The sequence below is a fragment of the Bartonella japonica genome, assembly GCF_040545385.1.
In the GTDB taxonomy this organism is placed as follows: Bacteria; Pseudomonadota; Alphaproteobacteria; order Rhizobiales; family Rhizobiaceae; genus Bartonella; species Bartonella japonica.
The window spans coordinates 43,985-58,271 of the sequence record NZ_JBEPLT010000001.1; the positions used below are offsets into that span (position 1 = coordinate 43,985).

Below are 14,287 nucleotides of genomic sequence, written 5' to 3' on the forward strand. Positions count from 1 at the left end.
ATCAATTCATCACGAAAAATTTTTTGCGTAAGTATTAAGAACAGTAAGCAACTTATCCTTCACCTCATCGGTTAACTGTTTTTGATCAGCTATCGCCTGCAAAATATCCGGATGATCACCACGCAGAAGAGTTAAAAGCCCCTGTTCAAACCGAGCAACATCAGAAACAGCCAAAGAATCAAGATAACCATTCACCCCAGCAAAAATGACAGCAACCTGCTCTTCTGTTTTCAAGGGAGAAAATTGCGGCTGCTTCAAAAGCTCGGTCAAACGTGCACCACGATTTAAAAGACGTTGAGTTGAAGCATCCAAGTCGGAACCAAATTGTGCAAAAGAAGCCATTTCACGATATTGTGCTAACTCACCTTTAATTGACCCAGCAACCTGCTTCATCGCCTTAATCTGCGCAGAAGAACCAACACGTGACACAGAAAGCCCCACATTTACAGCAGGACGAATACCCTGGTAGAACAAATTGGTTTCCAGAAAAATTTGTCCATCTGTAATGGAAATGACATTTGTAGGAATATAGGCAGAAACGTCATTGGCTTGCGTCTCAATGACAGGTAAAGCTGTCAAAGACCCAGAGCCATTTTTGGCGTTCAACTTTGCAGCGCGCTCTAAAAGGCGTGAATGAAGATAGAAAACATCACCCGGATAAGCTTCACGACCAGGAGGACGACGCAACAAAAGAGACATCTGCCGATAAGCTACTGCTTGTTTTGAAAGATCATCATAACCGATCAAAGCATGTTGACCATTGTCACGAAAATATTCTCCCATTGCACAACCAGCAAGAGGTGCAATAAATTGTAGTGGAGCAGGATCAGAAGCGGTAGCAGCAACGATAATGGAATATTCAAGAGCTCCACGTTCTTCCAAAATTTTAACAAATTGCGCCACTGTTGAACGTTTTTGCCCAATAGCGACATAAATACAATACACTTTATCCTGCTCTTTCCCACCTTCTTTATCGTGGAATGGCTTCTGATTTAAAAATGTATCGAGCAAAATTGCTGTTTTTCCTGTTTGACGATCACCAATCACCAACTCGCGCTGCCCACGCCCAATGGGAATGAGTGCATCAATAGCTTTTAATCCAGTTGACATTGGCTCATGCACAGATTGGCGGGGAATAATTCCTGGCGCCTTCACATCAACACGACGCCGTTCTGTTGCCTTGATAGGTCCTTTACCATCTATAGGATTTCCAAGTGCATCGACAACACGCCCAAGCAAAGCTGGCCCCACAGGAACATCCACAATAGTGCCTAACCGCTTAACACTATCACCTTCACGAATATCACGATCTGATCCAAAAATCACAACCCCAACATTATCGATTTCCAGATTCAAAGCCATACCACGTACACCATTTGAAAAGGAAACCATTTCCCCTGCTTGGACATTATCCAAACCATACACACGGGCGATACCATCACCCACAGATAAAACCCAGCCAATTTCTGAAACCTCAGCCTTTTGGTCAAAGTTTCTGATTTGCTCTTTTAGAATTTTTGAAATTTCGGATGGTCTAATATCCATCAGCTGACCTCTTTTTTCAATGCAAGCTTAAGCGAAGATAGTTTTGTTACAAGAGACGTATCAATCTGAGACGACCCCACACGAATAATTAACCCACCTAGAAGAGTTGGATCAACAAGAATGTGTAGCAAAACTTTTCCCTCAACGACACCTTCCAAAGCCACGCGCAACTCTTGTTCTTGTTGAGAACTCAGTGGACGAGCAGAAATAATCTGCGCCGAAACTTCTTTCCTAGAGAGAGCGACACAACGCTGAAAAGCATGTAAAATACCAGACAAGGCACAAAGCCGACGATTTAGCACAATAACGTGCAAAAAATTACCCACAATCTTACCAGCGCTCTTATCAGAAAATTTGATGCTATCGCAAACGGAATGCATCACACTAACTTGCTCTTTTACTGAAAAGAATGGACTCTGCACAAAGCGCTTTAAATCTTCATTTTGATCCAAGACAAGCAAAAAAGATGCTACTGCCCTTTCAACTTTTTCAACAACACCTGCTTCCTGAACGAAATCAAAAAGCGCTTGTGCATAGCGCTGATCTACCAACGGCAGCGGTATAAGAGAAAATGAATCCGACACGAAATACCGCCTCTTTCCCTTGAGCGACTCTCTGATGTTTATCAGATGAAATGAATCAAACACTCCAGATCTTAAGAATCTCTCTCTTAAAACCCAGAACAAAAAAACTTTAGGGTTTCTAGCATAGACATAAACGACTCGCAACACTCCAAATCAATGCTTTTTAAAAATTTTTAAATAAAATATTCAAAATATTTTTTAAGAAGATTTTTTTAACAAGCAGACCAGCTCTACAATTTTTTCTATGTCTCTTTTCGAGATTTCCCCACAAATTTTTCAAATGTCTTTATTTCGGCTCCATACATAGGTTGAAACCAAAAGCACAATGATATCGTACAATGTTAAAATGAGATATCTTTCCTAAAATACTCTTGTTCCACGAAGAGCTCCCGCTATCCAAAAATGTTTTATTTCATAATTATAAACAAACAACCATAGTGGATATTTCTCATAAAAGAAGAAAGCTTACCTTCTTGCTTAAAATGATCTCTCCTTAAGAAACCATCTTTTAGGCAAATAAACCTTCCTGTGATGCCTTTTAGAAATTTGCGGATCGATATCAATTTGAACCCAAACTGAACTGGGTATTCTAAGTGCATGTGTAAGCATCACACGAATAAATCCTTGTACATCAAAGCATTGCACTATTCTTAGAGAAAACAAAGCACTGCCCTATTTTTAAAGAAAACTTTGCGGATCGATATCAATTTGAACCCGAACTGAACTGGGCATTCTAGGTGCATGTGTAAGCATCACACGAATAAATCCCTGTATATCAAAAGAACGCTGTCCCTGAAGCAAAAGCCGAAAACGATAACGTCCACGCACCAGAGCCAATGGAGCTTCTGCAGGACCTATAACTGAAATATTTTTCTCACATGGTGCAACTTGGCGTAATGTACGTGCATACTGTTCTGCTATTTGGCGTTTTTCTGAAGATACAATCAAAGAAGCAAGCCGTCCATAAGGTGGAAGATGATAATGTTGACGCATAGCAATCTCATGCGTATAAAAATCCTCATGTTTTCTTGAAAGCAAAGCCTGTATAACGGGATGATCTGGTTGATAGGTTTGCAATAGTCCTAAACTTGACAGCCCCATACGCCCTGCTCTCCCAGTCACCTGAGATAAGAGTTGAAAAGTGCGTTCACTTGCTCGTAAATCGCCATTGGCAAGACCAAGATCCGCGTCGATAACCCCAACCAAAGACAATCCAGGAAAATGATGTCCTTTAGCAACCAACTGCGTGCCAATAATAATGTCAACCTCACCATCTTCAATTGCTTTTAATTCGCGCCGTAATTGACCAACCCCACCTTTAAGATCAGTAGAGAGAATCAACAACCGTGCTTGTGGAAAAAGCCCTTGTGTTTCTTCAGCAATTCTTTCCACCCCTGGTCCACAAGCCACAAGATGATCTAAAGTCCCGCATTCAGGACATGCTTCTGGAAGAGCTTGATGATAACCACAATGATGACACTTAAGCAGTCCTTGTAAACGATGCTCCACCAACCAACTTGAACAATCACTACAATGAAATCGATGTCCACAAACACGGCATAAAGTTAAAGGTGCATAACCACGTCGATTGAGAAAAAGAAGAGCCTGTTCACCTTTCTCAAGGTTTTTTGTCAAAGCAGCTTCAAGAGCAGAGGAAATAAAACGCCCCCTTTGGACACCTCCTTTACGCATATCAACCTCCTGCAACTGTGGAAGTGCTGCCGATTTAAAACGCGATGGTAAATGGACTCGTTGATAACGTCCCCACAAAACATTTGCCTGACTTTCGATTGACGGTGTTGCAGAAGATAAAATAACAGGAAAATGCTCGAAAGAGCCCCGTGCAACAGCCATATCCCGTGCATGATAAAAAATGCGCTCTTCTTGTTTATAAGCGCCATCATGCTCTTCATCAACAACGATTAACCCCAGATCATGAAAGGGAAGAAAAAGTGCTGAACGTGCGCCAGCCACAACCCGCACCCGTCCTTCTGCAACCTGCCTCCACACACGCTCTCGACGACGCGGTGATAAATCTGAATGCCACTCCGCGGCCGCCGCTCCAAAACGTGCATGAAAGCGATCTAAAAATTGTTGCGTTAAAGCAATTTCCGGTAACAAAATTAAAACCTGCTTGCCACCTGTGAGTGCTTGAGCAACCGCTTCAAAATAAACTTCTGTCTTTCCTGACCCAGTCACACCATCCAGTAGAAAAACTTGAAACTGAGAAGACAAAACACCTTTCCGTAAAAGTTGCGCCGCCTCGCATTGTGCTCCCTGCAACACAGGAGGACAAAAATCAGGATCAGGCACTGCCACAACAGCAGGTGCGGGCACCATCACTTCTTTAAAAACCCCAAGAGATTTTAATCCTTCAACAACCCCAACAGAAACACCTGCCGCATGCGCAAGACCAGAACCTGTCCAAATCTCACCAGCACGTGCCAACTCCAAAACCCGTAACCGCGCTGGTGTGAGACGCTTCACATCGCCCCCACAATATTGTAAGCCTAGCATCTGTGCTTCTGGATCTAAAGCAGCCGGCACACACAAAACCAACCGCGAGATAAGACCAAAAGGAGTCATCGTATACCGACTAACGAAACGTAAAAAAGTTATCATTTCCACCTTTAATGGTGGACAATCAAAAACATGAAGAAGAGAGCGTAATTTTTTACCTGCCATAAGTGCAGAACTTTGTTCATTTTTTGCTCTATTCTCTCCAAGATTTACCACAACACCACAAACTTCACGCCCCATCACAGGAACACGAACAAAAGAGCCAATTTCAACCTCCATAGAAGGAGGAACCTCATAACTATAAGCATGAGAAACAGGAAGAGGAACCAATACTGAAACAATTTTTTTCTCTGTCACACTCTCTGCCCTATTTAATCCTACCTTTTTTACCAACTTCATACAAACTTGTTTAACAACACTTTTTTATCTTTTGAAATCCTTGTACAAAAATTTCCTGCGTGACTTACCACTCTCTCGCTATCGAAAACACCCAACCCACAATAACCATTTTCAACCACCCCTATGATTGGAAATAACAAAAGAGCCAACATCACCCTTTATAGCCAGCGTCATCCTTTATAAAAGAAGGAATTTTATAATAAACATTTCAGTGAGAATACCATAAGCGCTCATATCATAAACAAATCCTTATTTTATGATCTTTTATTCTCTTTCTAACATTCTGATTTTTGCTTTTCCAACTTCCTCCTCAATCTCTCGCATATGACATGCATTGTTCCTCTTGCTTTTACAAGAAACAATAGCGCATAACTAAAAACAGGGGCAAACATTAGAAGCTTTGAATAAACGAGAGAAAATCTAGGAGATAAGACATGAAATTTTTTGTGGACAGTGCAAATATTGAAGAGATCCGAGAATTACAAAATTTAAGCCTTGTTGATGGTGTTACCACCAACCCTTCTCTTATCCTCAAATCAGGACGCAATATTCTTGAAGTTATCAAAGAAATTTGCACCCTCGTCACCGGACCTGTTTCAGCCGAAGTTATCGCAACGGAATTTGAAAGCATAATGAAAGAAGCAGCTGTTTTAGCAAAAATTGCCGACAATATTTGCATCAAACTTCCCTTAACGTTTGATGGCTTAAAAGCCTGTAAAGCTCTTACAGCACAGGGATTAAAAACGAATCTTACGCTTTGTTTTTCTGCTAACCAAGCCTTATTGGCAGCTAAAGCAGGTGCCACATTTATTTCACCATTTGTTGGCAGAATCGATGATTGTGGAAGTGAGGGCAGCGAATTGCTTCATGAAATTCGCACAATTTATGATAATTACAACTTTGAAACGCAAATTTTAGCAGCTTCAATCCGTACTGTTAATCATGTCAAAGAGGCCGCTCTCAGTGGTGCAGATGTTGCAACACTCCCACCAGCAATCTTAAAAGCATTGGTCAAACACCCTCTAACTGATAAAGGTCTACAAATCTTCCACGATGACTGGAAAAAGACTGGCCAAAATATTGCTTAATATTTTGAAAGATCTTTTGAAAGAAACATCAAAATCTGTTCAGCCAATTCCTCAGCAACACGTTTTTGAGCGTCTTCTTCTGCTTGCATGGTCGCATATTCCTGATGAAGCCGTTCAAAAGATGCGCTCATATTTCCCATGCCTTTGGCAACGGGAACATTTTTCATATCTTTCAGGATATAAGAAGCTTGACCTACCACAGTTCCAACGGAAGGTCTTCCCTCTTTCTTTTGAGAGCGATCAAACTCTACTTGTACAGATGTGCGTGTGAATACAGATGTCTGCAATGTCAATTGATAAACTGGAGTGGCAGGTTTGCTGCCATTTCCATAGAGAAGAAACAGCAGACGGTTGCGTACCATTTGTCCAAAATGATCTGAAGGTTCTGTGATGATAATGGAGGCAAGTTTTTCGGAAAGTCCCAAAGATTTTTTTTCTGAAAACCGACCATAAGAAACAGAATCCATAGAATCTATTGTTGTTGTCGAAATCTGCGACACCTGACGATAAAGCGGCTCAACTTTGCATCCACACAAAACTGTGAGCAAACCAGCGAAAACCATGAGGATAGAACTTTTAAAGAACGACATTGACAATCCTTTGTGGCACAATAATCATTTTTTTAACGGTTTTTTCACCCAACTGTGCTTGTACAAAATCAAGAGCCAGAACAGCTTTTTCAATCATTGCTTCATCGGCGATTGCAGAAACAGTCACCTCACCGCGCTTTTTACCATTAATCTGCACTGGCAAAGTATAGCATTCTTCAACGATTAATGCAGAATCATAAACAGGCCAAGAAAGCTCACAAATCAAGGACTTTCCTCCTAAAGCGGCATGGCATTCTTCTGCCAAATGAGGCATGATAGGTGCAATCATAGCAAAGAAAAAATCCATCGCTTGACGTAAAGCTGCCTTCATTTCATCATCAGCACTTTCTACCTTATTTAACAAAGGCGCCATGATATTCAAGAATTCATAAAGGCGTGCAATTGTCCGATTAAAAGCGAATTTTTCTAAATCATCTTCCACGACGTGGAGCGTTCTATGCGCTGTTTTTGAGAGTTCCAAAGCCGCCCCCTGCTTCCCAGTACAGGGTAATACCTCGCGTAAGACCGGAGCACTCAAAGCCACGCACCGCCAAATGCGCTGCACAAAACGATGCGCCCCTTCAACACCAGATTCTGTCCAGATGACATCTCGTTCAGGAGGGGAATCAGATAACATAAACCAGCGTACGGTATCGGCTCCATAGGATGCAATAATATCGTCAGGATCAACGACATTCTTTTTTGATTTTGACATTTTTTCAATCAAACCGATCGTCACTTTGCTTTGATCGGTTAATTTAAAAGCCTGACGTTTTCCATCCTTTTCAACAATCGTAACTTCTTCTGGTGAAACCCAACCCTTATCATCTCGATAGGTTTCATGAACAACCATACCTTGCGTAAAAAGCCCTTTAAATGGCTCATCCACAGTTCCATAGCCTAGTATTTTCATGGCACGCATAAAAAAGCGCGCATAGAGCAGATGTAAAATCGCGTGCTCAATTCCACCAATATATTGTTGCACAGGCAACCATTCAGCAAGCGCTTGTTTGTCAACGGGTTCTTCTGCAAAAGGCGCGGTAAAACGTGCATAATACCAAGAAGAATCAACAAATGTATCCATTGTATCGGTTTCGCGTTTGGCAGGCTGACCACAAACAGGACAAGGAACGTCTCGCCATGTTTCATGACGCAACAGAGGATTACCCGGCTTCTCAAAAGTCACATCATCAGGCAACACAACGGGTAAATCAGCGCGTGGTACTGGAACTACCCCACAAGACGTACAATGAATCATCGGAATTGGACAACCCCAATAACGTTGTCGCGAAATTCCCCAATCACGCAATCGAAATTGCACTGTTTTTTGCCCCTGAGGCTGCCCACCAAGTATTTGCCCTTCAAGCCTTTTGGCTGCGGCTTCAAAAGCTTCTTGTGGTGTCAAACCATCCAAAAATCTGGAATTGATCATCACACCATCACCGGTATAAGCGGTTTCAGAAATCACAAAATCTTTTCTCTCAACCCCTTTTGGCAATACCACTGGTTGCACAGGAAGATCGTATTTACGTGCAAAATCCAAATCCCTCTGATCATGTGCAGGACACCCAAAAACAGCCCCCGTTCCATAATCCATAAGCACAAAATTGGCAATATAAACAGGAATATGCACCGTCGAATCAAAGGGATGAACAGCCACAAGAGGTGTGAGGAAACCTTGTTTTTCAGCAGTTTCAAGTGCTGCGGTTGTTGTGCCACCACACCGACAATTTTCGATAAACGTGCTGAGCGCTTTATCTTTTTGTGCGAGAGATTGTGCAATAGGATGATCAAAAGACAATGCTAAAAAGGCAGCACCAAAGAGTGTATCAGGACGCGTTGAATAACAAGAAACCTCATCAAAGGCTTCACAAACAGCATCAGCCCCTTCTGCCATCTTTAAAGCCCAACGAATCAGCAAACCTTGTGACTTACCAATCCAATTTTTTTGCATAGTGCGGACTTTTTCTGGCCATTGATCAAGCTCTTCGAGCCCTGCCAAGAGATCCTCACTAAAATCACTAATTTTGAAAAACCACTGTGTCAATTCACGCTGTTCAACCAACGCGCCAGAACGCCATCCCCGCCCTTCAACAACCTGCTCATTTGCCAAAACAGTGTGGTCAACGGGATCCCAATTCACCTTAGCCACTTTACGAGTAACCAATCCCTTTTTATAGAGATCAAGGAACAACATCTGTTGACGATGATAATACGCGACATCGCAAGTTGCAAATTCACGTGACCAATCCAATGAAAGTCCCAATTGCTTTAACTGCCTGCGCATCACTGCAATATTCTGATAGGTCCAAGTTTTGGGATGCACTTTATTTTGCATAGCAGCATTTTCAGCCGGCATACCAAAGGCGTCCCATCCCATAGGATGAAGTACATTAAAACCCTTTGCGCGCTTATAACGTGCAACAACATCTCCCATGGCATAATTGCGCACATGCCCCATATGAATGCGTCCAGAAGGATAAGGAAACATTTCTAACACATAATATTTTTCACGCTGATCTTCTTGCACGGTCTGAAAAATTTTCTTTTCATCCCAAATTTCTTGCCATTTTTGTTCGCGGGCACGTGGATTATAGCGTTCGCCTAAATTATAACGTTCAATTGCCATTCCCATTATACTCTTTAATAAAATTGAACCAAAAAACTTGTTTTATACTTGACCATATTTATGCTTGACCATGGATTAACCTCAGCGTCAACATTTTCAATAAATATTTTACAAAGTTTTTACAAATAACGATTCAATTCCTGAACAAAAACAGAAAGCACAAAAATATGAACACACTCTCTACCCCCGATATCTCTTCCGTTGCAGCATGGCATGATTTACAAAAAGATATTGCCAAAATATGTAAAGACTATAACCGCCCCACTGAAGAGGTTCAACTTATCGCTGTTTCAAAAACTGTTTCTGTAGAGAATATACTGCCCCTTTTAAAAGAAGGTCAGACTGTTTTCGCTGAAAACCGTGTACAAGAAGCTGCTCAAAAATGGACTGATTTGCGTCAACAGTTTAAAAATATTGAACTTCACCTCATCGGTCCCCTACAATCCAATAAAACAGCAGAAGCAGTGAAACTTTTTGATGTTATTCAAACGGTTGACCGCGAAAAGATAGCCAAAAGCTTAAGCATAGAAATGCAAAAACAAAAAAGATATCTTCCCTGCTATGTTCAGGTTAATATTGGATTAGAGCCGCAAAAAAGTGGTATCACGCCACAAGAAGTGACCTCTTTCGTCTCCCAATGCAAAAATCACTATGGACTTAATATTATAGGTCTTATGGCAATTCCCCCCGTACAAGAAAACCCCGGTCCCTATTTTGCACTGTTAGAAAAATTGGCAAAAAAAGCTGCTCTTCCCAAGCTTTCCATGGGCATGTCTAATGACTTTGAAACAGCCCTTCAATTTGGTTCTAACGTCCTCCGCATTGGCTCCGCTTTATTTGGAAAACGCCCTATTTAAACGCATACTTCACTAACTGTTTAAACACGTACTTCACTAAAGGTGCCACCAAAAAAACTATTTGTAAAGCAAAACTCAAGGATGTTTTATACACAACAGCGCATTATCTTGTTTATGCATCGATGACGTATTAATATATTTTTGAGGATCATCCTAGTGAAATTTATTAGTATACTGCCGATATCGCTTGGATTACTGAGCATTCTTTCTTGATTTATAGACCTCTTTATTTAATTTATACACCTCTTTGCAAATGGTGCCACAACTTTACTGTTCAAAAAAACACCTACTTTTCCTAATCAGAATAGACCTTGGAAAATTGCTGATAAACACAAAATTAATACGCTTTATACCGCACCAACTGTTATTCGTGCATTAATGGAACCATCTAAAAATAGAAACATCTGAAATTGCTCGTGCTGGTATTGAACTTGATTGAATCAGCATTTATTGCTCATCCTGCCGTTTCAGAATCAGCTGGTGTTGGTTACCACTATCCCATTAAAGGGAAGGTATCCCATTAAAGGGCAAGAAATTTATAATTTTGTTATTTTAATAGAAGATAAAATCTCAAGTGACGAGTTGCAAAAAGAATTTATTCAGCACATGAGAAAAGAATTTGGCTCTATTGCTATATTAGATAAAGTCTATTTTTCTCCTTAGCTACCAAAAATGCGATCGGAAAAAATCATAAGACATATTTTGCGAAAAATTTCCGAAAACTATTGTAATAATCTAGGATACATTTCAACCCTTGCTAAACCATAAGTTTTGATGACCTTATCGCTCATCGCCAAAACAGAAAAGCCACAGATTAATGTAAAAAATTATTGATAACTTTAGCCTTTTTGCTATTTCAGTGTTTCCATTAAAATCATCGGTTAAGGTACAAATTGGGAGTATCATTCTCTTTGCCAGCTTCTTATATTCCGATTGCTTTTACATTTAAGCAGTCCACAAGAGGCATATTTATGCTTTTTTTCCATGATTTATTCGCACATTGGTCGCTCTTACCGGTGCAAACGAATAATCTGTATGAATTCATAATAAGAAAATAAGTGATTTTATTATATTCAGGACTTTCGCTCAAAGTCAAAAAATTAAATTATCATTATAAATCAATGAGTTGTAAAAATAAAAAAACCTTTCAATTTCTTGGCAAACAAATCCCCCTACTCAAAAAACAAATAGTAAAAGAAAAAACTTAAGAATTGTGAAGTATGAATAAAACGAAATCTTAAAAGAATAAAAGCAAAAGTTCTTGTGCCACCCCCCACACAATAAAGACCATCGCTAAATAAAAAACAGCAAGAATAGCTTTTATGTTTATGCTAGAATCATCTTGGAATTCCTGATAAAATTATAAATAAAGGCAAAATAAGGAAATGTAAGTTAATCATATTTTTACAGACAATGTCTTTCAATAACAAACTGGAAACAGTTATCGAGAACCGTAAAGTATGAATAAAACGAAAACTTGAAGTAATGAAAATACAGGTCTTCACAATAAAGCAGAAGTGGTAACGAAAAGTGATTCATTTTGAAAACGTCGGTCTGCGCTATGGAATGGGCCCTGAAGTCCTTCGTGATATTAGCTTTCATATTCCTCCCGGATCATTTCAATTTCTTACTGGCGCCTCTGGAGCGGGCAAAACCTCATTGATGCGTCTTATGTTTTTAGCACTCAAACCAACTCGCGGTCATATTGATCTCTTTGGAATTGACACAGCGTTGCTCAAACGACAAGAGCTTCCCGCTTTAAGACGACGTATCAGCGTCGTTTTTCAAGACTTTCGCCTCCTTGACCACATGACTATTTATGAAAATGTCTCTTTACCTTTACGAATCAAAGGACAAGAAGAAGCAACTTATCGCAGTGAAGTCGAAGATCTTCTCTGTTGGGTTGGTCTTGGAGATCATATTCATGTTCTGCCACCAGTTCTTTCCGGTGGAGAGAAACAAAGGGTAGCGATTGCCCGCGCACTCATTGATCAACCTGAAATCCTTCTTGCTGATGAACCAACAGGCAATGTTGACCCTCCTTTGGCAAAACGCCTGCTTCGTTTATTTATTGAATTAAACCGTTTTGGTACCGCTGTCATTATTGCCACCCATGATATCGCATTGATGGAACAAGTTGCAGCAAGGCGTATGCTTCTCCATAACGCACGGATGACAATTCATGAATAAGTTTTTCTCAATTTTTACCAACGATAACAAGAAAACAACGGCTATTATTCCTAGTGGTAACATTTCTGGGCAAGCGCTAGTTGCAGTGATTGCGATTATGACATTTCTCTCAAGCCTCACATTGATTGGTGTTGATCTAATACAGCGTGCTGCAAACAGTTGGAGCAATCAAGTGAGTTACGAAGCAACCATTCAAATATACCCCATTGAAAATGTTGATATCGAAAAATCTCTTCGTGATGCAGTTAAACTCGTTAAAACATTTCATGGTATACAAGATGCCAAAATTGTTGACCAAGAAGCTACTGAAAAATTGCTCGAACCATGGCTTGGAAAGGGATTAAGCTTAAGTGAATTGCCTCTTCCTCGCCTTATCATTGTAACACTGAAAGAAAATAAAGAAATCGACTTTCAAGCAATCAACCAAGCAATCAAAACACAGATTCCGGGGGGACAGTTTGATGATCACCATGTTTGGATAAGTCGTTTTTCAACAATGGCACATACTACTGTTTTCATTGGTTTTTCAATTTTAACATTGGTTCTAGGATCACTGATACTTACAGTGATCTTTGCCACACGCAATGCACTCGCAGAAAATGCACATATTATCAATGTCTTATACTTTCTCGGGACTGACCCTTTTTTCATTGCACGACAATTTGACTGGCATTTTTTTAAAACGGCGCTGCGCGGTGCATTATACGGTGGTGTCACAAGTGCACTTTTGTTCGCTGCTTTTACCCTTTGGACAAACTATAACCTAGGCGGAGTAGAAGCCAAACAAATCATAGCCTTGTTTGGACATTTTTCCATAAGTTCTATCCCCTATGGAAAAATCATGAGTCTAATTCTTTTCGTTTCTCTTATTACCACATTTACAAACCGCATAACCATTCTTGCACAACTTAAAAAAATCGATCAATGCGAAAACGGCTTATTTTAATTTCATGACTTACAATTTACACAATTCCAAATCATTGAGACAAAATAACTTAGAGCATTCACTGAAAAAGAATGCCATATATAAATGGCATCTTCACTGCTTATTTCGCTATTTTCCACCGACAGCACTCACTCTTTTAATATTTGTTTTTCTCTTTTGGATTAGTTTCATTGTTTTTTCTGAAAAAATTGAGCAACTTCAACCGCCAAATCCTTTACCAAAAGCAGATGCTATTATCGTTCTCACAGGTGGAGAAAATCGAATAGAGACGGGACTGGATCTCTTACAAAAGGGGCTTGGTTCGCGACTCTTAATCAGTGGAGTAAACACAACAACCAATCTCAAGAATCTTACGCACAACGCACATATCGCTCCACAACTCTTAAATTGTTGCGTTGATCTTGAACATAAAGCCATTAATACAAAAGGAAATGCAAAAGAAAGCGCCGATTGGATCAAAAAACATCACTATACCACACTTTATATCGTCACCCATGATTACCACATATGGCGTTCTTTGCGTGAACTTAAATATTTAATGCCTGACATCAATTTTATTGCTTATCCTGTGAAAAAGAGCAAAACTGAAAGCATTATTCAACAGGTCAATCAAATGCGCATTCTTCTATTTCAATATATCAAAACGATTCAAGTCTATATAATGACTGTATTTTGAGTTTGCTTCCTTTTTTACAATTGTTTGTACAAATCCTTTGCGTCATACTCATAAAGATCAAATCGATAATGATCTATAAACTATCACCGCTGAAAATTTAAAAAAGAAGCAAACACACTTAATAAATCACCTTATGAAGGTTACTTCCATATTTCCTATCACCACAATCAAGGAGTAACAAAAAATATCCTTATTTTCTGCTATATCCTAAAGGCTTTTGTGTTAAATAAAGACACTCCAAACCACCTTATTGAACAGTCATT

At 39.9% G+C, this 14,287-nt stretch carries 10 protein-coding genes and 1 pseudogene; 6 read left to right on the forward strand and 5 right to left on the reverse strand.

The window, feature by feature from the left end; all coding sequences use genetic code 11:
- Nucleotides 1–9: 9 nt before the first annotated feature.
- The 3 genes from atpA to ABID39_RS00230 all read right to left on the reverse strand — a co-directional run bounded on the left by atpA (nucleotide 10) and on the right by ABID39_RS00230 (nucleotide 5,048).
- A complete protein-coding gene (gene atpA, locus ABID39_RS00220) occupies nucleotides 10–1,545 on the reverse strand; it encodes a F0F1 ATP synthase subunit alpha (protein WP_354184864.1) in 1,536 nt (511 codons plus the stop codon).
- The gene (gene atpH, locus ABID39_RS00225) at nucleotides 1,545–2,129 is read right to left on the reverse strand and encodes an ATP synthase F1 subunit delta (RefSeq protein ID WP_354184866.1); all 585 of its coding nucleotides are present in this window, start codon (nucleotides 2,127–2,129) and stop codon (nucleotides 1,545–1,547) included. The genes atpA and atpH overlap by 1 nt, the downstream gene beginning before the upstream one ends.
- 678 nt (nucleotides 2,130–2,807) lie before the next feature.
- Complete coding sequence (locus tag ABID39_RS00230; RefSeq protein ID WP_354184868.1) at nucleotides 2,808–5,048, reverse strand: primosomal protein N'; 2,241 nt, start codon at nucleotides 5,046–5,048, stop codon at nucleotides 2,808–2,810.
- Nucleotides 5,049–5,482: 434 nt separating this feature from the next.
- Between ABID39_RS00230 and fsa the strand changes: the two genes are divergently transcribed.
- Nucleotides 5,483–6,136: a fructose-6-phosphate aldolase gene (gene fsa, locus ABID39_RS00235; protein ID WP_354184870.1), complete on the forward strand. Its 654-nt coding sequence runs from the start codon at nucleotides 5,483–5,485 to the stop codon at nucleotides 6,134–6,136.
- Here fsa and lptE read toward each other — a convergent pair.
- Both lptE and leuS read right to left on the reverse strand, forming a co-directional pair.
- The gene (gene lptE, locus ABID39_RS00240) at nucleotides 6,133–6,726 is read right to left on the reverse strand and encodes an LPS assembly lipoprotein LptE (protein ID WP_354184872.1); all 594 of its coding nucleotides are present in this window, start codon (nucleotides 6,724–6,726) and stop codon (nucleotides 6,133–6,135) included. The two genes, fsa and lptE, sit on opposite strands and share 4 nt — an antisense overlap.
- Nucleotides 6,713–9,355: a leucine--tRNA ligase gene (gene leuS, locus ABID39_RS00245; protein ID WP_354184874.1), complete on the reverse strand. Its 2,643-nt coding sequence runs from the start codon at nucleotides 9,353–9,355 to the stop codon at nucleotides 6,713–6,715. Before leuS ends, lptE begins: the two co-directional genes overlap by 14 nt.
- A 167-nt stretch (nucleotides 9,356–9,522) precedes the next feature.
- On the opposite strand from leuS, the gene ABID39_RS00250 reads away from it, so the two are divergent.
- From ABID39_RS00250 to ABID39_RS00270, 5 genes and pseudogenes are all read left to right on the forward strand, one after another.
- Nucleotides 9,523–10,212, forward strand: a complete 690-nt coding sequence (locus tag ABID39_RS00250) for a YggS family pyridoxal phosphate-dependent enzyme (protein WP_354184876.1) — start codon at nucleotides 9,523–9,525, stop codon at nucleotides 10,210–10,212.
- 32 nt (nucleotides 10,213–10,244) lie between these two features.
- A pseudogene (locus ABID39_RS00255) lies at nucleotides 10,245–11,030 on the forward strand (AMP-binding enzyme); the annotation flags it as partial.
- A gap of 712 nt (nucleotides 11,031–11,742) precedes the next feature.
- Nucleotides 11,743–12,402: a cell division ATP-binding protein FtsE gene (gene ftsE / locus ABID39_RS00260; RefSeq protein WP_354184878.1), complete on the forward strand. Its 660-nt coding sequence runs from the start codon at nucleotides 11,743–11,745 to the stop codon at nucleotides 12,400–12,402.
- On the forward strand, nucleotides 12,395–13,348 hold the full coding sequence (locus ABID39_RS00265) for a cell division protein FtsX (protein ID WP_354184880.1): 954 nt from the start codon (nucleotides 12,395–12,397) through the stop codon (nucleotides 13,346–13,348). Before ftsE ends, ABID39_RS00265 begins: the two co-directional genes overlap by 8 nt.
- A gap of 4 nt (nucleotides 13,349–13,352) precedes the next feature.
- Nucleotides 13,353–14,024, forward strand: a complete 672-nt coding sequence (locus ABID39_RS00270) for a YdcF family protein (protein WP_354184882.1) — start codon at nucleotides 13,353–13,355, stop codon at nucleotides 14,022–14,024.
- Nucleotides 14,025–14,287 lie beyond the last annotated feature (263 nt).

Bases quoted from the DNA above. Each gene is read 5' to 3' on its own strand.
- atpA (WP_354184864.1), bottom strand. From the start codon at position 1,545: ATGGATATTAGACCATCCGAAATTTCAAAAATTCTAAAAGAGCAAATC.
- ABID39_RS00230 (WP_354184868.1), bottom strand. From the start codon at position 5,048: ATGAAGTTGGTAAAAAAGGTAGGATTAAATAGGGCAGAGAGTGTGACA.
- fsa (WP_354184870.1), top strand. From the start codon at position 5,483: ATGAAATTTTTTGTGGACAGTGCAAATATTGAAGAGATCCGAGAATTA.
- lptE (WP_354184872.1), bottom strand. From the start codon at position 6,726: ATGTCGTTCTTTAAAAGTTCTATCCTCATGGTTTTCGCTGGTTTGCTC.
- leuS (WP_354184874.1), bottom strand. From the start codon at position 9,355: ATGGCAATTGAACGTTATAATTTAGGCGAACGCTATAATCCACGTGCC.
- ABID39_RS00250 (WP_354184876.1), top strand. From the start codon at position 9,523: ATGAACACACTCTCTACCCCCGATATCTCTTCCGTTGCAGCATGGCAT.
- ABID39_RS00265 (WP_354184880.1), top strand. From the start codon at position 12,395: ATGAATAAGTTTTTCTCAATTTTTACCAACGATAACAAGAAAACAACG.
- ABID39_RS00270 (WP_354184882.1), top strand. From the start codon at position 13,353: ATGACTTACAATTTACACAATTCCAAATCATTGAGACAAAATAACTTA.